Origin of the sequence: Streptomyces sp. FIT100 (genome assembly GCF_024584805.1) — a bacterium.
Classification (GTDB): Bacteria; Actinomycetota; Actinomycetes; order Streptomycetales; family Streptomycetaceae; genus Streptomyces.
In genome coordinates, this window is the sequence record NZ_CP075715.1 from 3,628,558 (window position 1) to 3,650,375 (window position 21,818).

Sequence of the window (21,818 nt, forward strand, 5' to 3'; positions counted from 1 at the left end):
ATGACCACCGCACCCGGTGAAGGCGACCGCATCCTCATCGTCGACGACGAACCCGCCGTCCGCGAGGCCCTCCAGCGCAGCCTCGCCTTCGAGGGCTACGCCACCGAGGTCGCCGTCGACGGTGTCGAGGCGCTCGCCAAGGTGGAGTCGTACGCCCCCGACCTGGTCGTCCTCGACATCCAGATGCCCCGCATGGACGGGCTCACCGCGGCCCGCCGCATCCGCTCCGCCGGCTCCACGCTGCCGATCCTGATGCTCACCGCCCGCGACACGGTCGGCGACCGGGTCACCGGGCTCGACGCCGGCGCGGACGACTACCTGGTGAAGCCGTTCGAGCTGGACGAGCTCTTCGCCCGGATCCGGGCGCTGCTGCGGCGCAGCTCGTACGCCGCGGCCGGCGCGGGGCAGGAGGACACCGCCGATGTGCTGTCCTTCGCCGATCTGCGGATGGACCTGGCCACCCGCGAGGTCACCCGGGGGACGCGCCGCGTCGAGCTGACCCGTACCGAGTTCACCCTGCTCGAACTGTTCCTGGCCCACCCCCGCCAGGTCCTCACCCGGGAGCAGATCCTCAAGGCCGTCTGGGGCTTCGACTTCGAGCCGAGCTCCAATTCGCTGGACGTGTACGTGATGTACCTGCGCCGCAAGACGGAGGCGGCCCGCGAGCCGCGCCTGGTCCACACGGTGCGCGGGGTGGGCTACGCGCTCCGGGAGGGGTCGCCGGAGTGACCCGCGGATTCCACGCGCTGCCGCTGCGCTCCCGGCTCGCACTGCTCACGGCGAGCGCGGTCGCGCTCGCCGTCGCCGCGGTCGCCGTGACGTGCTGGCTGCTGACCCGCGCCCAGCTGCACAACGAGCTGGACACCTCGCTGCGGAACACGAGCGCGCCGGCCGGCGAGGTCCTCGACACCTGGAACGCGTGCCAGAACCCGCGCCCCGAGAGCCCGGGGACCGGAAGGGAGTTCGCCTACGTCCAGATCGTCGGCCCCGACGGCACCCGCTGTGTGTCGGCGTACTCCGAACCCGTGAAAGTGGACTCGCAGGACATCGCCGTCGCCCGGGGGCTCTCCAACAACGTCCTGCGCGCCGGCACCACCGACGACGGCGCCGAGGTGCGGGTGCACACCCAGCGGGTGGCGATCTCCCCCCGCATGGGCGAGCTCGCGGTGTCGGTCTCCCGCCCCCTGCACGAGATCGACGCCGCCCTCAACCGGCTCGCCCTGCTCCTCTCCGCCCTCGCCGGCATCGGGGTCGTCGCCGCCGGAGCCGCCGGCCTGTGGGTCGCCCGCACCGGGCTCAAGCCCGTCGACCGGCTCACCGACGCGGTCGAGCACGTGGCCCGTACCGAGGACCTGACCGTCCGCATCCCCGTCGAGGGCGAGGACGAGATCGCGCGGCTGTCCCGCTCCTTCAACCAGATGACCGCGGCGCTCGCCTCCTCCCGCGACCGGCAGGCCCAGCTGATCGCCGACGCGGGCCATGAGCTGCGCACCCCGCTCACCTCGCTGCGTACCAACATCGAGCTGCTTGCCCGCAGCGAGCAGACCGGCCGGGCGCTGCCACCCGGGGACCGGGCGGCGCTGCTGGCCTCCGTGAAGGCGCAGATGGCGGAGCTCGCGGCGCTGATCGGGGATCTTCAGGAGCTGTCACGGCCGGACAGCGCGGCACCCGGCCCGGTCCGGGTCGTCGCGCTGCACGACATCGCGCGCACCGCCCTTGAGCGGGCCCGGCTGCGCGGACCGGAGCTCACGATCACCGACGAGCTGCGGCCCTGGTACGTACGGGCCGAGCCGGCGGCGCTGGAGCGGGCGCTGGTCAATGTGCTGGACAACGCGGTGAAGTTCTCCCCGCCGCGCGGCACGGTGGAGGTGCTCCTGGACCGCGGGGTGCTGACCGTACGGGACCACGGGTCCGGTATCGCGTCCGATGAACTCCCGCATGTCTTCGAGCGGTTCTGGCGCTCCCCGTCCGCCCGCGCGCTGCCCGGTTCCGGCCTCGGTCTGTCGATCGTGGCCAGGACCGTGCACCAGGCGGGCGGCGAGGTGGAGCTGCGCCCCGCGGAGGGCGGCGGCACCGTGGCGGTGATCAGCCTGCCGGGCGCCCCGGCGCCGCCTCCTCCGTCAGTTGTGGCGGATGAGCGACTCGACCAGACCTGAGCGGGTGCCGGGGTAGTCCATCGGCACGATGCCGAGGCCCTTCCAGCCGTTCGCGGTCCCGTCCAGGAAGCCGTGGACGCGCGGGTTGAGGCTGTCGGAGTTCCAGCGCGGCGGCAGGTACGCGGATGTGCTGACGAAGTTGATGAAGAGCCTGCCCGGCTGCTCGACGGCCTTGCGGAAGTGGGCCTCGATCTTGGGGTACTTGGCGTCCGGCATCGCGTTCCAGTCGTCCTGGATGTCGAAGACCGAGCCGTCCCACCACTTCACACCGGGCAGTCCGCCGTTGTCGGCGATGAGGAGGACCTTGCCGCGGGCCTCGCCGAGGGAGGGGAGCGTGTCGGCGATATGGAAGAGGGGCCGCCAGCCCCGGTTGTCGAGGTAGTCGTCGAAGATCGCGCGGAAGGTGGCGTCGGAGTCCTCCGAGTACTCCTGCTTGACCCGCATCAGGACGGTCTCGGACGGGTGGGCGCCGAGGAAGTTCCAGCAGGCCACGAGCACATCGCCGAACATCATGTTCTGGTAGGCGGCGCCGTGGTGGATGGCGAAGGAGCCGCCGGTGACCCGGCACCGCACGTCCAGGAAGCGGATTCCGGAGTCGAGCTGCTGGGCGATGGTGGTGTTCTGGCACTCGGCCCAGAGCCCGCCGAAACGGGCGCCGGAATCATGGGTTCCGGGGATGGTGAGCGTCCGCAGCGCCCTGCCGCCGTCGATGCCGCTCATCCAGTCCTGGGTGCCCAGGACGCGCTGCGGGGCGGCACCGGCCGGTGCCGCCCCGATGAGTGCGATGGCGGACGCGACGGCCGCGCCCGCGAGGAAACCACGTCTGGTCAAGGACATGTTCGCTGTCTCCTTCGTCGGCCTCCGCGATGTGGGGGGTCGCGGTCGGCACCGGGATGATGGCAGACATGCCCATGACACAGAATGAGTTCGGCGGAAACAGCGGGCAGCCGAGGGGCGGCGGACGAAAGGCCCGCCGCCCCTCGGGAAGCACGCCCTACTTCACGACCGTGATCCGGCCGGTCGCCGGCGGGGCCAGCGGGGCCGACGCACTGGAGTGCGCCGCGAAGTAGGCGGTGAGGGCGTCCAGATCGGACCCGCCCACCAGCTTGTTCCTGTGCTCCTTCAGGACGGCGAAGCCGTCGCCGCCGCCCGCGAGGAACTCGTTCATCGCGACCCGGTAGGTCTTCGCCGCGTCGATCGCCTCGCCGTTCAGCTTCACGGACCCGACGACGATCCGGTCGGCGCCGGTCCTGGTCATGTCGAGCGTGTACGTGAAGCCCCGCGACACCTGGAGGATCTTCGGGGCGGCCTGGTTCGCCCCGCTCACCTGCTGCTGGAGCGCGGTGATCAGCTGGGCGCCGGTCAGGTCGACCGCCGTCATCATGTTGGTGAACGGCTGCACCGTGAACGCCTCGCCGTACGTCACCACACCGTCGCCCTCGCCGCCGGACGCCTGGTGGACCAGGCCCGCGCGGATACCGCCCGGGTTCATCAGCGCGAGCTGCGCGCCGCCCTTGTCGGCCGGGGCCATGCCCTCCAGCTGCGCGTCCGCGATCAGATCGCCGAGCGGCTTCTCGGGGGCGTCGAAGGGGTTCTCGATGTCGGCGGAGATATAGCCCACGGGCCGGCTCGCGATCGGTGCGGCGAGCGCGTTCCAGCGGTCGATGAGACGCGTCATGTCCGGGGCCTTCGGCACGTCACGGGTGACGACGTGGTTGGCGGAGGCGACCGACGTCCGCACGATGTCGCGGGTGCGGCGGTCGTACGTCAGCGTGGTGTCCGTGTACAGCTTGCCGAAGGAGGCGGCGGACGTGACCGTGCGCGGCTTGCCCGACGGGTCCGGGATCGTGCACGCGTACGCCTGGTGGGTGTGGCCGGTGACCAGGGCGTCGACCTGCGGGCTGATCCTCTTGGCGATGTCGACGATCGGTCCGGAGACCCCGTCGCCCGGGCCGGGGCTGTCGCAGTCGTAGTTGTACGAGGCCGACGCCGGCGCCCCGCCCTCGTGGATCAGGGCGACGATCGACCGGACGCCCTTGCGCTCCAGCACCTTGGTGTACTTGTTGATCGTCTCGGCCTCGTCGCCGAACTTCAAGCCCTTGACGCCCTCGGCGGAGACGATGTCCGGCGTGCCCTCCAGGGTGACGCCGATGAACCCGATCTTCACGCCGTCGCGCTGCCACACGAAGTACGGGTCGAGCAGCGGCCTGCCGGACTTCTCGTCCGTCACATTGGCCGCGAGGTACGGGAAGTCGGCGCCCCTGAACTTCCGGCCCTCCTCGAAGCAGCCGTCCTTCTCGTGGCAGCCGCCGTTCTGCATCCGGGCGAGCTCCTTGGCGCCCTCGTCGAACTCGTGGTTGCCGACCGAGGAGACGTCGAGGTCCAGCTTGTTCAGCGCCTCGATCGTCGGCTCGTCGTGGAAGAGCCCGGAGAGCAGCGGCGACGCGCCGATCATGTCGCCGGCCGCGGCGGTGACGGAGTAGCGGTTGCCCTTGCGGGCCTCGCGCAGGTGGGTCGCCAGGTACTCGGCGCCGCCCGCGTCGATGGTCCTGGTGGTGCCGTCCTCGTTGGTGTGGGTGACCCGGCCCGCCGAGCCGGCGGGCGGCTGAAGGTTGCCGTGCAGGTCGTTGAAGGACAGCAGCTGCACATCGACGGTGCGGCCGTACCCGTGTCCGTGTCCGTGCCCATGGCCGTGGCCGTGGCGGTCGCCCAGGCCGGTGGCGCCGGCGGCCCCGGCGGGCATCGCGGCGACAAGCGCGCCGACGGTGGTCAGTCCGGCGACGGCGGCGAGTATGCGGCGGCGCTTCTGGTGCGGTGTCGCTGACATCTGTCCCCTTGTCAGTTCAGCGTCGGTTCGGTGCGGACGGCCGTCGCGACGGGCGTCCTCAGCCGGGCAGCCTAGAGTCAACGCGCGTAGCACGACAGGGGGTAACGGGTTACGACCTGGTTTCCGATCGACTGCCCCCGGGCCCGGCTCGTGGATCGGGCCGGATCGGCGGACGGGATCCGGTACGTGCGCGCCGGGGCGCGCGAGCCGGCAGGATCCGGGAGACCGGCCCCAGCGCCGTACCCTCGACGTATGACTGACGCAGCCCCCGCCATCGAGCCCGGCCGGCAGATCCAGACGCTCGACGAACTCACCCCCGAGCAGGCCGATGACGTCCTGCGCCTGCTCGCCGCCGCCGCACGCGCCGACGGCATGCAGGCCGTCTCGGAGCAGGGACAGCTCCATCTGCGCCACGGACAGCGCGAGGGCGTGCGGCACTTCCTGCTCACCGTCGCCGGGGACCTCCGCGGTTACGCCCAACTGGAGGACACCGACCCGGTGGAGGCCCCCGCGGCCGAGCTGGTGGTGCACCCCGGCCACCGCGGCCGCGGCCACGGGCGCGCCCTCGGCAGCGCGCTGCTCGCCACCTCCGGCAAGCGCCTGCGCGTCTGGGCGCACGGCGGCAAGTCAGCGGCCCGCCATCTGGCGCAGGTGCTCGGCCTCACCCTCTTCCGCGAACTGCGCCAGCTGCGCCGGTCGTTGAGCCCGCTCGACATCCCGGAGCCGGTCCTGCCCGAGGGCGTGACGGTGCGTACGTTCCTGCCCGGCCAGGATGACGCGGCGTGGCTCGCGGTCAACGCCGCCGCCTTCGCCCACCACCCCGAGCAGGGCGCGATCACCCAGCGCGACCTCGACGACCGCAAGCAGGAGACCTGGTTCGACCCGAAGGGCTTCTTCCTCGCCGAGCACGGCGGCGAGATCGTCGGCTTCCACTGGACGAAGGTCCACGCGGAGGAGCAGCTCGGCGAGGTGTACGTGATCGGCATCCGGCCGGACGCCCAGGGCACCGGCCTCGGCAAGGCCCTCACCGCGGTCGGACTGCGCCACCTCGCGGCGCAGGGCCTGCCGGCGGTCCTGCTCTACGTCGACGCGGACAACACGGCGGCGCTGCGGGTGTACGAGCGGCTGGGCTTCACGACGCACGAGGTGGACCTGATGTACCGCACGGAGACGTGATCCGCGGCGGCGCCTGAGGGTTTCGGAACAGGCCCTTCGGCTCGGCCTGTTGGAGCCCGGCGACCGACTGCCCGCCGCCCGCGAGCTGGTCGAGGCGACTGCCATCGATCCGAACACGGTGCCCAAGGCGTACCGCGAGCTGGAACGCGAGGGTCTCGTCGAGGCCCGGCGCGGGCTCGGCACCTTCGTACGCAAGTCGCTGGGCCCCCCGACTGGGCGGCCCGGGCGCGCGGCGGGCCTGGAACGGGACGACGTCGCCGCGCTCTTCGGCGCCGTATTCGACGAGCACTTCACGCCCCACGGCCAGGGGGACGGGACATGGCCGGTACGGCGCTCGAAGCGATCGCGCCGACGCGGAGACACCGGCACACCTGGGCCCTCAAGGACTGCTCTTCCGGCTGCCCGCCGACTCGATCTGCGCCCTCGTCGGCCCCAGCGCGGCGCAGGGAGACCCTCCTGCGCTCGCCGCCCGGCCTGCTGCGCCCCACCTCGGGCCGGATGCGCGTGCTCCGCACCGACCCCGCTGCGGCGCGCGCCGCCCGGCCGTCGCGGCCTTCGTGGCGAGGCCGCTCGTCGCCCGCGGTCAGGAGTCGGACACGTACCGGCGGCTGTGGACCCAGTCGGCCTCGCCCGCCCGCAGGCTCGCGGCGAAGCTGGCCGCGCCCGCGGCCACGTGCCACGGCCTGCGCGGTCCTGGGCGTTGCGGCCGGTGGCCCTCACCGGCCTCCTCGTCCGCCGCACGGTGCCCGCGATGGCGCGTACCGGGACCGACCCGTCCGGCAGCGCCACGGACTGGCCGGTGGAGATCCAGCTGGTCGAGACGGGCGTGGTCCTGGGGAGCCGGGAGGGGCGGAGTGGGGCGGACGCGGCGTAGCGGTACAGTCGCACCGCCCCCGGAGGAGGCCCCGCCCCCCCCGATTCGAAATCGCGGCGCGGCGCCTTGCTTGCCCAGGCGTCATGTTCTCGTTACCAGCCATTCAAGGGCCCTTGCGACCCTCGGTGAATGCAGCCGTCCGCCGAGCCAGACCCACGAGCGCAGCGAAATGGGGGCACCCCCGTGCAAAGCTACGGGGGAGGGCGACCCAGCCCCTCCACGGCCCGCTTCGACGCGCCCTCCGGCCGCTTCGCGCGGAAGAATGGGGACATGAGCAAGCAGCCCGCCGAGGTCCCGGTCCAGCACGTACAGCCGTCCGTCGGCTCCATAGCCGCACACCGCCCGCACACGGTCTCCGCCGCGGTCTCCGATCTCGAGCCCGACCTCGATGCCGACCTCGATGCCTACGAGGACAGCACCGAGGGTGCCGAGCTGCCCCAGGGCCGTTTCCTGGACCGCGAGCGCAGCTGGCTCGCGTTCAACGAGCGCGTCCTGGAGCTCGCCGAAGACCCCGCGACCCCCCTCCTGGAGCGGGCGAACTTCCTCGCGATCTTCGCCTCGAACCTGGACGAGTTCTTCATGGTCCGGGTGGCCGGACTGAAGCGCCGCATCGCCACCGGCGTCGCCACCCGCTCCGCCTCCGGCCTGCAGCCGCGCGAGGTGCTGGAGCTGATCTGGAACCGCTCGCGCGAGCTCATGGCCCGGCACGCCGCCTGCTACCAGCAGGACGTCGCGCCCGCCCTGGCCGACGAGGGCATCCACCTCATCCGCTGGCCCGAGCTCACGGAGAAGGAGCAGGCCCGCCTCTTCACCCTCTTCCGCCAGCAGATCTTCCCGGTCCTCACCCCGCTGGCCGTCGACCCGGCCCACCCGTTCCCGTACATCTCGGGGCTCTCGCTCAACCTCGCCGTGGTCGTACGCAACCCGGTCAGCGGCCACCGCCACTTCGCCCGGGTCAAGGTCCCGCCCCTGCTGTCCCGCTTCCTTGAGGCGTCCCCGCACCGCTACGTCCCGCTGGAGGACGTCATAGCGGCGCATCTGGAGGAGCTGTTCCCCGGCATGGAGGTGCTCGCGCACCACATGTTCCGGGTGACCAGGAACGAGGACCTGGAGGTCGAGGAGGACGACACCGAGAACCTGCTCCAGGCCCTGGAGAAGGAGCTCCTGCGCCGCCGCTTCGGCCCGCCGGTGCGCCTGGAGGTCGAGGAGTCCATCGACCCGTACGTCCTGGACCTGCTCGTCCGCGAGCTGAAGATCTCCGAGTCCGAGGTCTACCCGCTGCCCGGGCCGCTCGACCTGACCGGTCTCTTCGGCATCGCCGGCCAGGACCGGCCGGAGCTCAAGTACCCGAAGTTCGTCGCCGGCACCCACCGCGACCTCGCCGAGGTCGAGTCGGCGTCCGCGCCCGACATCTTCGCGGCGCTGCGCGAGCGGGACGTGCTGCTGCACCACCCGTACGACTCGTTCTCGACCTCCGTCCAGGCTTTCCTGGAGCAGGCCGCGGGCGACCCGGACGTGCTCGCCATCAAGCAGACGCTGTACCGGACCTCCGGCAAGTCCCCGATCGTGGACGCCCTGATCGACGCCGCCGAGGCGGGCAAGCAGGTCCTCGTCCTCGTCGAGATCAAGGCCCGCTTCGACGAGCAGGCCAACATCAAGTGGGCGCGGAAGCTGGAGGAGGCCGGCTGCCACGTCGTGTACGGGCTCGTCGGGCTGAAGACCCACTGCAAGCTCTCGCTCGTGGTCCGGCAGGAGGGCGAGACCCTGCGCCGGTACTCGCACGTCGGCACCGGCAACTACCACCCGAAGACCGCCCGGCTGTACGAGGACCTCGGTCTGCTCACCGCGGACCCGCAGGTCGGAGCGGACCTGTCCGACCTGTTCAACCGGCTGTCCGGGTACTCGCGCCGCGAGACCTACCGCCGGCTGCTCGTCGCCCCGAAATCACTGCGCGACGGGCTGATCGCCCGGATCAACAAGGAGGTCGCCCACCACCGGGCCGGCCGTCCCGCGTTCGTCCGGATCAAGGTCAACTCGATGGTCGACGAAGCGATCATCGACTCGCTCTACCGGGCGTCGCAGGCCGGCGTGCCGGTGGACATATGGGTGCGCGGCATCTGCGCGATACGCCCCGGTGTCGCCGGGCTCTCGGAGAACATCCGGGTCCGCTCGGTCCTCGGCCGCTTCCTGGAGCACTCCCGGATCTTCACCTTCGGCAACGGAGGCGAGCCCGAGGTGTGGTTCGGCAGCGCCGACATGATGCACCGCAACCTCGACCGCCGTATCGAGGCGCTCGTACGGGTCACCGACCCGGCGCACCGCGCGGCACTGAGCCGGCTCCTGGAAACCGGTATGTCCGACACCACGTCGTCCTGGCACCTCGGCCCGGACGGGGAGTGGACCCGGCATTCCACGGACGGCGAAGGCCAGCCGCTGCGGCATGTACAGGAAATGCTCATAGACGCCCGGAGGCGCCGGCGTGCACAGCCCTGACCTTCCCTCCGTCGCCCGGGGGGCCGGTGCCGACCAGGTCCTGGCCGAGTATCTGCACACACAGGCCGCGGACTTCCTGCGGAGTCTGCGCGTGCACGGCGAATGCGGTGCGGACACGACGGGCGCGGAGGACGCGGCCGGAGCGCTGCGCCGCTCCGCCCGCCGCATCAGCGGTGCCCTGCACACGTACCGCCCGCTGCTGGACACCGCCTGGGCGGACCAGCTCCGCACGGAGCTGACCTGGCTCTCCGGCATGCTCGCCCAGGAACACGCCTGCACGGCCCGTCTGAACCGGCTGCTGGACGCCCTGTCCCGCCTCTCGGGCACGGGTCCGGTGCCGCTCCCGCGCGCGGAGGCCGACCTGGCGGTCCTGACGAGCCCGGAAGTCCTGGCCGCCACATCGCCCGGCGCGCACGAGGCCGAGGCGACGGCCGCCAGCGAGGCGGCCCCCCTGGTCACCGGGCAGGACGTACAGGCCAAGGCCGCGGCGCGCGGCGCCGCCACCACGTCAGGGGCGCGAGGAGCGCTCACCGTGGGAGCCGCACGGGCCGGGGCGCTCCTGGAGCGCCAGCTGACGCTGGGGCGCACGCGGGCGCACTCGGCGGCGCTCCAGGCACTCGGGTCGTCGCGGTTCCACGCGGTCGCCGACGCCGTCGCCCTGCTCGCCTCCGAGGTGCCGTTCGCGGCCGCCGCCACGGCGCCCGCGGACGTACTGCAGGGGCATGCCGAGACGGCCGAGCGCCGGCTCCTGGACGCGGTCGCGGCGCTGCCGCTCGCCCGCGCCGCGCACCCGTACAACGCGGACGCGCTGGTCCACGGCCTGGCCACGACCTCCGCCGGCGAGGCCCAGGACGCGCCGTGGCACCACGTACGGCTGCTGCTGCGGCTGCACCGGTACGCACAGGAGGTCGTCTGCTCGGGTACGCACCCGCTGCTGACGATCGCGGGGCGAACCCTGGACCGGCACCGGGACGCAGCCGAGGCCGCCTCCGCCGCGGCGACCGCGGCCCGCACCCCCCGTATCGCTCCCGCGACGGCGTACGCCCTCGGCGTCCTGCACGCGGACCAGCGCCACGAGGTCGAGGCCGCACGCTTCGCCTTCCACCGGGTGTGGCAGAGCCAGGCGGTGGCCGCACCATGAGCACCCCCGGAAGCTCCGGCACTCCCGGCAGCTCCGACACGCCCGGCAGCCCCGGTACCCCTGGCAGCGCCCAAGCCGGGACCGTGCGCGCCGCCGGCTGCGTCCTGTGGCGCCGTGCGCCGCGGAGCGACGACGGCATCGAGATATGCCTCGTCCACCGCCCCCGCTACGACGACTGGTCCCATCCCAAGGGCAAGCTGAAGCGGTCCGAGGACGCCCTCGCCGGGGCCCTGCGCGAGGTCCTGGAGGAGACCGGGCACCACGCCACCCCCGGCCCCCGTCTCCCCACGGTCCACTACGTCGCGAACGGGCGTCCCAAGGAGGTCAGCTACTGGGCCGCCGAGGCGCAAACGCCGGGCAAATTCATTCCCGGCCGCGAGGTCGACCGCATCGACTGGCTGGTCCCGACCGCCGCCCGCGCGCAGCTCACCCAGCTCCGCGACCGCCATCTCGTGGACGCGCTCGTCTCAGAACTCGGGATACTCGGCAGTACTGGCGCGCATTGACGCCGCACAGCCGTTTCAATGAGGTCTGGCACAATCGGACAGCACGCCACATAACGCCGCCAAACGGCCGAGGTCACGCCCAGATAAAGGCGGCACCTCATTGACCGGCAGGGTTCACCTTCCGTTTACCACCACCCGTCGGCGGCTTCACCTGATCTGCCTAATTTCGGGCTTACAAGGTGACCGGCACAGCGCCGCACCACCCACCCCGACACGCGCCGCCGTACCACGTCGAGCAAAGCGACGTCCTCGACCGGCGCTCCTGGAAGGAACACCCGAAAAGTGAAGCTTCAGCGCAACAACGGGCTTCGCGCCACCGCGCTTGCTGCCCTCGCGGTCTCCGGCGCCCTGGTCCTCACGGCGTGTGGTTCGGACAACAACGCAGGCGACACGACCGGTGGCGCCGGCGACAAGACCGCTGCTGCCTCCAACATCAAGTGCGACGACGCCAAGGGCCAGCTGATGGCGTCCGGCTCCAGCGCTCAGAAGAACGCCATGGACCTGTGGGTCAAGAACTACATGGCCGCGTGCACGGGCGTGGAGATCAACTACAAGTCCTCCTCCTCCGGTGAGGGCATCGTCGCCTTCAACCAGGGCACGGTCGGCTTCGCCGGCTCCGACTCGGCGCTGAAGCCCGAGGAGGTCGCCGAGTCCAAGAAGATCTGCTCCGGTGGCCAGGGCATCAACCTGCCCATGGTCGGCGGCCCGATCGCGATCGGCTACAACGTCCCCGGCGTGGAGAACCTCGTCCTGGACGCCCCCACCATCGCCAAGATCTTCAACTCGGAGATCAAGAAGTGGAACGACCCGGCGATCGCCAAGCTGAACCCGGGCGCCAAGCTCCCGGACATGGCGATCCAGGCCTTCCACCGCTCCGAGGACTCCGGCACCACCCAGAACCTCGGTAAGTACCTCGGCAAGGCCGCTCCGGACGCGTGGAAGTACGAGGCCGAGAAGAAGTGGCCCGCCAAGGGCGGCCAGGCTGCCTCCGGCTCCGCCGGTGTCGCGGCCCAGGTCAAGCAGGTCGAGGGCGCCATCGGCTACTTCGAGCTGTCCTACGCCACCTCGCAGTCCATCCCGACCGTCGACATCTCGACCGGTGCCGCCGCTCCGGTGAAGGCGACCTCCGAGAACGCCTCGAAGGCCATCGCCGCCGCCAAGGTCGAGGGCACCGGCAAGGACCTGGCCCTGAAGCTCGACTACGCCACCAAGGCCGAGGGTGCCTACCCGATCGTCCTGGTGACGTACGAGATCGTCTGCGACAAGGGCAACAAGGCCGACACCCTGAGCACGGTCAAGTCCTTCCTGACCTACACCGCCTCCGACGAGGGCCAGAAGGTCCTCAGCGAGGCCGGCTACGCCCCGATCCCCGCTGAGATCAACGCCAAGGTCCGCGAGACGGTCAACAGCCTCTCGTAACCCAGGCGTCCGAAAAGGCGACGAACGGCCGGTCCGGTGCACCACGCCGGGCCGGCCCGCCGCCGCCACCATCCGGTGCACCGCCGCCAAGGGAAGCCGCAAACCCGCGGGCCTTCCCCCACCCAGACCGGAAAGACCATGGCTTCCACGACACCCATAGAGACACCGCCGGCGAGGCCGGCCGCCTCGCGCCGGGCCACATCCACCGGCCGCGCGGGCGACAAGATCTTCCTGGGCCTCTCACGGGGTTCGGGCATTCTGCTGCTTGTGATCATGGCGTCCATCGCCGTGTTCCTCAGCTATCGCGCAGCGATCGCGATCTCCAAGGACGAAGGCAACTTCCTCACGACCTTCGACTGGAACCCGGCGGGCAACCCGCCGGTCTTCGGCATCGCCGTCCTGCTCTTCGGCACGATCGTCAGCTCGATCATCGCGATGGCCATCGCGGTTCCGATCGCTGTCGGTATCGCCCTCTTCATCTCCCACTACGCGCCGCGCAAGGTCGCCGCCCCGCTCGCCTACGTGGTCGACCTGCTGGCCGCCGTGCCGTCGATCATCTACGGCATCTGGGGCGCCCTCTTCCTGGTCCCGTACCTGAACGGGCTGAACCTCTGGCTCGACGAGTACCTCGGCTGGACATACATCTTCGAGAAGACCGAGGTCGGCGTCGCCCGCTCGCTCTTCACCGTCGGCATCCTGCTCGCGATCATGATCCTTCCGATCGTGACCAGCGTCAGCCGTGAGGTCTTCCTCCAGGTCCCGCGGATGAACGAGGAGGCCGCGCTCGCGCTCGGCGCCACCCGCTGGGAAGTCATCCGCATGTCGGTGCTCCCCTTCGGCCGCTCCGGCGTCATCTCCGCCTCGATGCTCGGCCTCGGGCGCGCGCTCGGCGAGACGATGGCCGTGGCGACGGTGCTCTCCCCGAGCTTCCTCATCTCGTTCCACATCCTGAACCCGGGCGGCGGCACGTTCGCCCAGAACATCGCCGCGAAGTTCGACGAGGCCAACGAGTTCGGGCGGGACGCCCTGATCGCCTCCGGTCTGGTCCTCTTCATCCTCACCCTGCTGGTCAACGGCGCCGCGCGCATCATCATCGCGCGTCGCAAGGAGTTCTCGGGGGCGAACGCCTGATGTCCCACGCAACCGTCAAGGACGTCCGTCCCCCCGCCTCCGCGCGCCGCGGCTCCCTGAGCCGCCGCGGACTCCCCCGCTGGGCCCAGCCCGTCTTCGCGGTCGTCGCCATCGCCCTCGGCATCGGCATCGGCGCAGCCGCCGGCCTGCAGAGCCGGGTGCAGTGGGGCCTCATCGCCGCGCTGCTCTTCCTCCTCATCTCGTACGTCACCACGTCGGTCGTCGAAAACCGCCGACAGGCCAAGGACCGCCTCGCCACCAGCATCGTCTGGGTGTGCTTCGTCCTCGCCGTCATCCCGCTGCTCTCGCTGATCTGGGTCACCATCAGCCGCGGTGTGAAGGTCCTCGACGGATACTTCCTCACCCACTCGATGGCCGGCGTCCCCGGCTTCGAGCCCGGCGGCGGTGTCTACCACGCGCTGATCGGCACGCTGGAGCAGGTCGGTATCGCGACCCTGATCTCGGTTCCGATCGGTCTGCTGACCGCGGTCTACCTGGTCGAGTACGGCAAGGGCGCGCTCGCCCGCGCCGTGACCTTCTTCGTCGACGTCATGACGGGCATCCCTTCGATCGTCGCGGGTCTGTTCATCCTCTCGATCATGCTGCTGGCCGGACTCCAGCCGTCCGGACTCATGGGCGCGCTCGCCCTGACGATCCTGATGATCCCGGTCGTGGTCCGCTCCACCGAGGAAATGCTGAAGCTCGTCCCGAACGAGCTCCGCGAGGCGTCACTCGCCCTCGGTGTCCCGAAGTACCGCACGATCCTGAAGGTGGTCATCCCGACCGCCGTCGGCGGCATCTCCACCGGTGTGATGCTGGCGGTCGCCCGCATCGCCGGTGAGACCGCCCCGATCCTGCTGCTCGTCTTCGGCAGCCAGCTGATCAACTCGAACCCCTTCGAAGGTGCTCAGTCCTCGCTCCCCTACTACATCTGGGAGCAGTACAAGGTGGGTAGCGAGGCGTCGTACGACCGCGCCTGGGCCGCCGCCCTCGTACTGATCGCCTTCGTCATGATCCTCAACCTGGTGGCCCGCGGCATCGCCCGCTGGAAGGCCCCGAAGACCGGCCGCTAAGGCCATTTGGAAGTGATTTGAACATGGCCAAGCGAATCGACGTCAGCGGCCTCAGCGCCTTCTACGGCTCCCACAAGGCCATCGAGGACATCTCGATGACCGTGGAGCCCCGCTCCGTGACGGCCTTCATCGGCCCGTCCGGCTGCGGCAAGTCCACCTTCCTGCGCACCCTGAACCGCATGCACGAGGTCACCCCCGGTGGCCGCGTGGAGGGCAAGGTGCTCCTGGACGACGAGAACCTGTACGGCTCCCAGGTCGACCCGGTCGCGGTGCGGCGTACGGTCGGCATGGTGTTCCAGCGGCCGAACCCGTTCCCGACCATGTCGATCTTCGACAACGTCGCGGCGGGCCTGCGGCTCAACGGCAAGTACAGCAAGCGCCAGCTCACTGAGGTCGTCGAGAAGTCCCTCAAGGGCGCGAACCTCTGGAACGAGGTCAAGGACCGCCTCAACAAGCCCGGTTCGGGCCTGTCCGGCGGCCAGCAGCAGCGTCTGTGCATCGCCCGTGCGATCGCGGTCGAGCCGGACGTCCTGCTGATGGACGAGCCCTGCTCGGCGCTGGACCCGATCTCGACCCTCGCGATCGAGGACCTGATCGGTGAGCTGAAGGAGCGCTTCACGATCGTCATCGTGACGCACAACATGCAGCAGGCGGCGCGTGTCTCGGACCGTACGGCGTTCTTCAACCTCGCGGCGGTCGGCCAGCCGGGCCGGCTGATCGAGATCGACGAGACCGAGCGCATCTTCTCGAACCCGTCGGTCCAGGCGACCGAGGACTACATCTCGGGCCGCTTCGGCTAGGCCCTGACAGGACTCCTTGCGGTGCTGCATGGCGGTGCCACCGCAAGGCACAGGGTCCGCCCCCTCTCCTCCGGGAGAGGGGGCGGACCCATTTCCTGCCGTGGCCGCGCGGCGGCCACGGCCGGACAATGCCGCCGCCGCAGAAGACGCGGTACCAAAGGCGTCGTAAGGCGTCGCACCAAAGGCGTCGACCCCGGCGCGCAGTGCGCCGGGGTCGAGGAGTCTCCGGGGTCGACGGGCGCTAGGGAGGGAGTGCCCGGCCCGCAGGGGCACGACGTCAGCCGAAGGCGAGGCTCACGATCCAGTAGCTGAACGCCGCCATCAGCGCCGCCGCCGGCATGGTGATGAACCACCCGAGCACGATGTTCTTCGCGACGCCCCACCGCACCGCGTTCACCCGCTTCGTCGCACCGACACCCATGATCGCGGACGTGATCACATGCGTCGTCGAGATCGGCGCGTGGAAGAGGAACGCCGAGCCGAACATGATCGACGCCCCCGTCGTCTCCGCGGCGAACCCCTGCGGCGGATCCAGCTCGATGATCTTGCGCCCCAGCGTCCGCATGATCCGCCAGCCGCCCGCGTACGTACCCAGCGACAGCATCACGGCACAGACGATCTTGACCCACACCGGGATCGGATCGCCGAAGTCCTCGACATCGGCGATCACGAGGGCCATCACCACGACGCCCATCGTCTTCTGGGCGTCCTGGAGACCGTGGCCCAGCGCCATGCCCGCCGCCGACACCGTCTGCGCTATACGGAAGCCGCGCTTCGCCTTCGCCGGGTTCGACCGCCGGAACAGCCACATGATCGCGGTCATCACCAGATAGCCGGCGACGAGACCGACCAGCGGCGACAGGAACATCGGGATGATGATCTTGTCGACGACCCCCGCCCAGATCACCTCCGTCCCGCCCGCCAGCGCCGCGCCGACCATGCCGCCGAAGAGGGCGTGCGAGGACGACGAGGGCAGCCCGAAGTACCAGGTGATCAGGTTCCAGACGATCGCGCCGACCAGTGCGGCGAAGAGGATGCCCATGCCCCGGTCGCCCTTGGGCGTCGCGATCAGGCCCTCGCTCACGGTCTTGGCGACCCCACTGCCCAGGAACGCTCCGGCGAGGTTCATCACCGCCGCCATCGCCAGCGCCGCGCGGGGCGTCAGCGCCCGCGTCGAGACCGAGGTCGCGATCGCGTTCGCGGAGTCGTGGAAGCCGTTGGTGTACGTGAAGAAGAGCGCGACCGCGATGGTCACGACCAGCGCAAAGGTGTCCACGAAGCTCAGGACTCCTTGACCGCGATGGTCTCCACGGTGTTGGCCACGTGCTCGAAGGCGTCCGCGGCCTCCTCCAGGACGTCCACGATCTGCTTGAGCTTGAGCACCTCGATCGCGTCGTACTTGCCGTTGAAGAGGTGCGCGAGGAGCTTGCGGTGGATCTGGTCCGCCTGGTTCTCCAGCCGGTTGACCTCGATCCAGTACTCGGTGAGGTTGTCCATGGTCCGCAGGTGCGGCATGGCCTCGGCCGTCAGCTCGGCGGCCCGCGCCAGCACCTCGATCTGCTGCTCGACGCCCTTCGGAAGCTCCTCGACGTTGTAGAGGACGACCAGGTCGACGGCCTCCTCCATGAAGTCCATGATGTCGTCGAGGGACGATGCGAGGGAGTAGATGTCCTCGCGGTCGAAGGGTGTGATGAACGAGGAGTTCAGCTGATGGAAGATCGCATGGGTAGCGTCGTCCCCGGCGTGCTCCGCTGCCCGCATCCGTTCCGCGATCTCGGCTCGGGCGGGACCATCCGCTCCGAGCAGTTCCATAAGGAGCTTCGAGCCCGTGACGATGTTGTCCGCGGACGCGGCGAACATGTCATAGAAGCTCGTCTCCCTGGGGGTCAGACGAAATCGCACGTGGGGTCCTCGGGGTGCTGGGTTTCGGTCACGCTGATGCTAGGCGCATCATCCGGCCACGGCTAACCGGCGTCCCTTCAGTGTCGCCCATGGGCCACAGTGATCAGCACAGGGCCCTGCCACAACCGGCAGGGATCGGTACCATATACCCACGAGGGGTATATCGGACACGGCTACGGCACCACTACGGGAGGACGCGATGACCACCACGGACACGACGGCCGCGGAGACGGCCGGCGACCTTCCCGTCACCGACCACGACCGCGGTGTGCACGGCTACCACAAGCAGAAGGAGGAGCACCTCAAGCGGCTCCGCCGGATCGAGGGCCAGATCCGGGGCCTGCAGCGGATGGTCGACGAGGACACGTACTGCATCGACATACTCACCCAGGTCTCGGCCTCCACCAAGGCGCTGCAGTCGTTCGCGCTGCAGCTGCTGGAGGAGCACCTGCGCCACTGCGTCGCGGACGCGGCGCTCAAGGGCGGTGACGAGATCGACGCGAAGGTCGAAGAGGCGACGAAGGCGATCGCCCGCATGATGCGGACCTGACGCCGCGGGCCGGGCCCGGCCCGCGGCGCGACGCCCGTTCCGCCGCCGCGCCGCTCGTCAGTCGGTTGTGGTCTCCGACACGTTGAGCACCTCGTCGATACGGTCGTCGCTGAGCCGCTCGCCGTCCGCGGCCGAGGCCGCGATCATCAACTCACCGCAGAGCTCGATCTCGGCGAGGGCCACGTAGTCGTCCTGGACTGTCGGCGTACTGGGCGGAGCCACGTGCTTTCACCTCTTCCGGCCGGCCGGTGTCGACTCCCTAGCGTAGGGACGGGGACACGCGCGAGGCATGGCACGTCCGGACCATTTACCGACAGTCCGTCCGCCCCGGGCCTGCCTCAGGCCCGCCTCGGACGCCGCCCCGCCCCGGGTCCCTTCTCATCAGACCCCGTCGCGGATCTGCCCCGCGTAGATGTCACGGTGGGCCGGCAGCTGCACGACGACGGGGGCGCCGAACTCGTACAGCAGCGTCGTCGAGGCGACGGCGACCGTGCGGCCCTGGTTGACGAAGCTGAACTGGTGGCGCACCTTGCGCAGCCGCCCCGCGTCGTCGAGATACGCGTCGAAGGGGACCGCGTCCTCGGCGAACCCCTGCGCCGCGGCCGTCAGCGCACCCCTCACCTGCGGTGAGGCCGCCCGCGCGGCATGCGCGATGTCCGTCACGCCGCGGTAGTGGGCGACCCGCACTCCGGCGAGGTCCTCCTGGCCGAGGAACGTCACGCTCCGCGCTCCGCGCAGCAGCTCGGCCGCGGCGGCCGGGTCGGTCGCCCCGCCCGTGACCAGGTTGCCGTCCTGCAGGGTGGTCGTGTCGACCCGCACCCACTTGTCCGCGGGGACGCCCGCGCCGCGGTCCTTCATATAGAGGGCGCCGGGCGCCAGCAGCTCGGTGATCGGCCGGTGCTCGTCCGTGCCCGCGGGGTCCTTGGGCAGCACCACCTTGAGCCGGCCCATGGTGCGGCGGAAGTCGTAGCCGCCCTCGCCGCGGATGGTGACCCGGGTCCCGCCGGCAGCCATCTCCATCGCGGTGCGGGCCTTGGAGGTCCCCGCGTCCGCGAGCACGTCCGCGGCGTTGCGCACGGTGGCGACGGGGTCTCCTGGGGGCCGGGCGTCGGCCACGGCATCCCCGCCGGTGGAGCACCCCGCGGTCGCGGCCACCCCCATACCCACCATGGCGGCGGCCGCGCACACCCCGCCCCTGAGCCTGTGCTGCTGCACCACCATCGCCGGTATCCCCTTCCTGGACCCACCCGCCCCGGATAACGACGGCCCCGGCGCGTCGTCACGCCGGGTACCGTGGAGTTGTGCAACAGCAACACGAAACACGCACGACCGAACGAGGATCCTTCTCGATCGCCAGCTGCACCTGCGGCTGGTGCGGACCGGCCAGACGCTCCCGCGAACGCGCACGTGCGGACGCCCAGTTGCACAGAACCAGACCGGAAACCGGCCTCCTGACGACCCCGGGCGGCGTGACCGTGACCCGCCGCGGACCGTGACCCGCAGGGGGTGAACATGCCCCGCGGGGGACCGTGACCCGCAGGGGTGCGAGACCGGTCGTAACGAGGCCGCGAGCCCGCTAGGCCGCGAGGCCCTTCTCGCCGGGGCCGGCCTCCTGGCGCGGCTCTGCGAGGTCGAGCGTCTCGTGCGGCTGCGGCTCCCAGTCCCGCTCCGGGGCCAGGTCCCCCCTCGCCGCGCGCCGTGACCGTAGGAGCCACCCCGCACGCCCGGAGCGGGCGACCGCGGACATCAGGGGGGTCAGCAGCCCCAGCGCCAGCGGTGCGAGGAGCAGCGTGACGGCGGTGCCGAGCGCGAAGCCGCCGATGACGTCCGTCGGGTAGTGCACGCCCATGTAGACCCGGCAGAAGCCCTCCGCCAGGGCGAGCGCGATGGCCGCGAGCCCGAAGCGCCGGTGCGCGACGAAGAGCCCGACGCCCAGCGCCATCGCCATGGTCGCGTGGTCGCTGACGAAGGAGAAGTCGGTCTTCCCGTCCACCAGGACCTCGAGCCCCTCGTGGTCCCGGAACGGACGCGGCCGCTCCACGAATCCGCGGATGGGGATGTTCACCAACAGCGCCACACCGGCCGCGAGCGGCGCCCAGACCAGCGCGGCCAGCGCCGAGACCGACTCCTCCTCGGTACCGCGGCGGCGCACGCTCCACCAGCACCACACCGCGACGAGGACCAGCGCGAGCATGATCCCGTACTCGCCGACGAACCCCATGACGCGGTCGAACCACGGCGGCGCCGACCGGGCCAGCCCGTTGATGTCGTGCAGCAGGCCGACGTCGGGGTTCGACCCCGGGTCGAATGCGAGTCCAGCCATCTGCTGCGGCTCCTTGCCTGCTTGTCGTCTGCTGTCGCGGGCGCACGCCGGTGTGCGCACCGCTCCTGCCAACCCCCCGTGGTCGGTACGTCGGTGCGGTGTACGTACGGACGGCGGTGTGCGTACGTACGTATGCTCCGCCCCGAGGAACGACTGGTCCTACAGGTCCGTTCCACTCTCCACGGAACGATCACCAGGACGTTATCGAAGAGTGACACATCGTCGCAGCTCAGGGCCTTGACCTAACGGAGAGTTCCAGCCATCCCCGACGCCCCGTCAGCCCGGCTCGGCCCGGCCCGATACGGCCCGACTCGGCTCACTCCGCCGGCCGGGCCGTCGGCAGCGCCGCGGCGCCGTCCTTCGTGACCCGGGTCGCCCCGAAGTAGTCCGGTGTGTCGATCTTGTCGAAGCGGATCACGGCACCGGTGTACGGAGCGTTGATCATGTACCCGCCGCCGACGTACAGCCCCACGTGCCGGATCGCCCGCGAGTTGGCCAGGTCGTCCGAGAAGAACACCAGGTCGCCGGGGAGCAGCTCGTCCCGCGAGGGGTGCGGCCCGGCGTTGTACTGGTCGTTCGCGACGCGCGGCAGCTCGATCCCGACGGTCCGGTACGCGGCCTGCGTCAGCCCCGAGCAGTCGAACCGCCCGCCGTGCTCCGGCGTCCCGTTCCCGCCCCACAGATACTTCGTCCCGAGCTTCTGCTGCGCGAAGTAGATCGCCCCGGCCGCCTGCCGCGAGGGCTGGACCCGCCCGACCGGCCTGGCGAAGCTCTTCTCGAGCGTCCGGATGATCTTGACGTAGTTCTGCGTCTCCCTGTACGGCGGCACCCCGCCGTACTTGATGACCGCGTACGCCCCCGCGTTGTACGCCGCCAGCATGTTGTCCGTCGGGTCGCCCGGCGCCTTCTTCACATACCCGGCGAGCTTGCAGTCGTACGACGCGGCCGACGGAATCGCGTCCGCCGGATCCCACACGTCACGGTCCCCGTCCCCGTCCCCGTCCACCCCGTGCGCGGACCACGTCCCCGGGATGAACTGCGCGATGCCCTGCGCCGCCGCCGGACTCTGCGCCTTCGGATTCCAGCCGCTCTCCTGGTACAACTGCGCGGCCAGCAGGGCCGGGTTGATGGCCGGGCAGAGCGTCCCCCACTTCTCCACCAGCCCCTGGTACAGCGCCGGCACGGCCCCCTTGACGAGCGCGACGGCTCCCCCGTTGTTCCTGATCCCTGCGGCCGCGGAGTACGTCCCGACGACCAGCAGCGCGAGAAACCCGAGGCACACCCCGACGGCTCCGCCCCCGAGCAGCCATGCCTTACGCACCGTCAATCACCCTCCGCCGCGCGGCTGTCCACCGTGAGTCAGTCTAGGGGCGGGGGGCCCGCTTCAGGAGGGCCCCTCGCTCTCTGGCCCACCCGTGTTACCCGTAGGTAGCGTGTGTCCAGCACC

General features: G+C 70.7%; 20 protein-coding genes and 1 pseudogene. 13 read left to right on the forward strand and 8 right to left on the reverse strand.

Annotated elements, in window-relative coordinates; genetic code table 11:
* Together KK483_RS16120 and KK483_RS16125 are read left to right on the forward strand one after the other, a co-directional pair.
* Positions 1-729: a response regulator transcription factor gene (locus tag KK483_RS16120; RefSeq protein ID WP_262005931.1), complete on the forward strand. Its 729-nt coding sequence runs from the start codon at positions 1-3 to the stop codon at positions 727-729.
* Complete coding sequence (locus tag KK483_RS16125; protein ID WP_262005932.1) at positions 726-2,156, forward strand: cell wall metabolism sensor histidine kinase WalK; 1,431 nt, start codon at positions 726-728, stop codon at positions 2,154-2,156. The genes KK483_RS16120 and KK483_RS16125 overlap by 4 nt, the downstream gene beginning before the upstream one ends.
* On the opposite strand, the gene KK483_RS16130 is transcribed toward KK483_RS16125, so the two are convergent.
* Entirely contained in the window at positions 2,121-2,993 is an 873-nt protein-coding gene (locus tag KK483_RS16130) for a phosphatidylinositol-specific phospholipase C (RefSeq protein ID WP_262005933.1), read from the reverse strand. The two genes, KK483_RS16125 and KK483_RS16130, sit on opposite strands and share 36 nt — an antisense overlap.
* Positions 2,994-3,150: 157 nt before the next feature.
* Positions 3,151-4,983, reverse strand: a complete 1,833-nt coding sequence (locus KK483_RS16135) for a bifunctional UDP-sugar hydrolase/5'-nucleotidase (protein WP_262005934.1) — start codon at positions 4,981-4,983, stop codon at positions 3,151-3,153.
* Positions 4,984-5,235: 252 nt separating this feature from the next.
* Between KK483_RS16135 and mshD the strand changes: the two genes are divergently transcribed.
* From mshD to pstB, 10 genes and pseudogenes are all read left to right on the forward strand, one after another.
* Positions 5,236-6,159, forward strand: a complete 924-nt coding sequence (gene mshD, locus KK483_RS16140; protein WP_262005935.1) for a mycothiol synthase — start codon at positions 5,236-5,238, stop codon at positions 6,157-6,159.
* Between the two features lie 22 nt (positions 6,160-6,181).
* A pseudogene (locus KK483_RS16145) lies at positions 6,182-6,451 on the forward strand (GntR family transcriptional regulator); the annotation flags it as partial.
* Between the two features lie 459 nt (positions 6,452-6,910).
* Positions 6,911-7,033, forward strand: coding sequence for a hypothetical protein (locus tag KK483_RS16150; RefSeq protein WP_262005936.1), 123 nt, complete (start codon positions 6,911-6,913; stop codon positions 7,031-7,033).
* A 270-nt stretch (positions 7,034-7,303) separates the two neighbouring features.
* Positions 7,304-9,526 (forward strand): RNA degradosome polyphosphate kinase, encoded by a 2,223-nt coding sequence (locus KK483_RS16155; RefSeq protein ID WP_262005937.1) that lies wholly within the window; start codon positions 7,304-7,306, stop codon positions 9,524-9,526.
* The gene (locus KK483_RS16160; protein WP_262005938.1) at positions 9,513-10,667 is read left to right on the forward strand and encodes a CHAD domain-containing protein; all 1,155 of its coding nucleotides are present in this window, start codon (positions 9,513-9,515) and stop codon (positions 10,665-10,667) included. Before KK483_RS16155 ends, KK483_RS16160 begins: the two co-directional genes overlap by 14 nt.
* Positions 10,664-11,173, forward strand: coding sequence for an NUDIX hydrolase (locus KK483_RS16165; protein WP_262005939.1), 510 nt, complete (start codon positions 10,664-10,666; stop codon positions 11,171-11,173). Before KK483_RS16160 ends, KK483_RS16165 begins: the two co-directional genes overlap by 4 nt.
* 282 nt (positions 11,174-11,455) lie before the next feature.
* The gene (gene pstS, locus KK483_RS16170) at positions 11,456-12,592 is read left to right on the forward strand and encodes a phosphate ABC transporter substrate-binding protein PstS (protein WP_262005940.1); all 1,137 of its coding nucleotides are present in this window, start codon (positions 11,456-11,458) and stop codon (positions 12,590-12,592) included.
* A 138-nt stretch (positions 12,593-12,730) separates the two neighbouring features.
* Positions 12,731-13,723, forward strand: coding sequence for a phosphate ABC transporter permease subunit PstC (gene pstC / locus KK483_RS16175; RefSeq protein WP_262005941.1), 993 nt, complete (start codon positions 12,731-12,733; stop codon positions 13,721-13,723).
* Complete coding sequence (pstA, locus tag KK483_RS16180) at positions 13,723-14,796, forward strand: phosphate ABC transporter permease PstA (RefSeq protein WP_262005942.1); 1,074 nt, start codon at positions 13,723-13,725, stop codon at positions 14,794-14,796. Before pstC ends, pstA begins: the two co-directional genes overlap by 1 nt.
* 23 nt (positions 14,797-14,819) lie before the next feature.
* The gene (gene pstB, locus KK483_RS16185) at positions 14,820-15,596 is read left to right on the forward strand and encodes a phosphate ABC transporter ATP-binding protein PstB (RefSeq protein ID WP_262005943.1); all 777 of its coding nucleotides are present in this window, start codon (positions 14,820-14,822) and stop codon (positions 15,594-15,596) included.
* Positions 15,597-15,873: 277 nt separating this feature from the next.
* Here pstB and KK483_RS16190 read toward each other — a convergent pair whose 3' ends face one another.
* Together KK483_RS16190 and KK483_RS16195 are read right to left on the reverse strand one after the other, a co-directional pair.
* Entirely contained in the window at positions 15,874-16,872 is a 999-nt protein-coding gene (locus KK483_RS16190; RefSeq protein WP_262005944.1) for an inorganic phosphate transporter, read from the reverse strand.
* A gap of 5 nt (positions 16,873-16,877) precedes the next feature.
* The gene (locus KK483_RS16195) at positions 16,878-17,498 is read right to left on the reverse strand and encodes a DUF47 domain-containing protein (protein WP_093661211.1); all 621 of its coding nucleotides are present in this window, start codon (positions 17,496-17,498) and stop codon (positions 16,878-16,880) included.
* 199 nt (positions 17,499-17,697) lie between these two features.
* On the opposite strand from KK483_RS16195, the gene KK483_RS16200 reads away from it, so the two are divergent.
* A complete protein-coding gene (locus KK483_RS16200) occupies positions 17,698-18,048 on the forward strand; it encodes a metal-sensitive transcriptional regulator (protein WP_262005945.1) in 351 nt (116 codons plus the stop codon).
* 57 nt (positions 18,049-18,105) lie between these two features.
* On the opposite strand, the gene KK483_RS16205 is transcribed toward KK483_RS16200, so the two are convergent.
* From KK483_RS16205 to KK483_RS16225, 4 genes are all read right to left on the reverse strand, one after another.
* Positions 18,106-18,270: a hypothetical protein gene (locus KK483_RS16205; RefSeq protein WP_262005946.1), complete on the reverse strand. Its 165-nt coding sequence runs from the start codon at positions 18,268-18,270 to the stop codon at positions 18,106-18,108.
* 159 nt (positions 18,271-18,429) lie between these two features.
* Positions 18,430-19,269 (reverse strand): hypothetical protein, encoded by an 840-nt coding sequence (locus tag KK483_RS16210; protein WP_262005947.1) that lies wholly within the window; start codon positions 19,267-19,269, stop codon positions 18,430-18,432.
* 355 nt (positions 19,270-19,624) lie between these two features.
* Positions 19,625-20,371: a phosphatase PAP2 family protein gene (locus KK483_RS16220; protein ID WP_262005948.1), complete on the reverse strand. Its 747-nt coding sequence runs from the start codon at positions 20,369-20,371 to the stop codon at positions 19,625-19,627.
* 316 nt (positions 20,372-20,687) lie between these two features.
* Positions 20,688-21,692: an NlpC/P60 family protein gene (locus KK483_RS16225; RefSeq protein ID WP_262009533.1), complete on the reverse strand. Its 1,005-nt coding sequence runs from the start codon at positions 21,690-21,692 to the stop codon at positions 20,688-20,690.
* Positions 21,693-21,818: the final 126 nt, after the last annotated feature.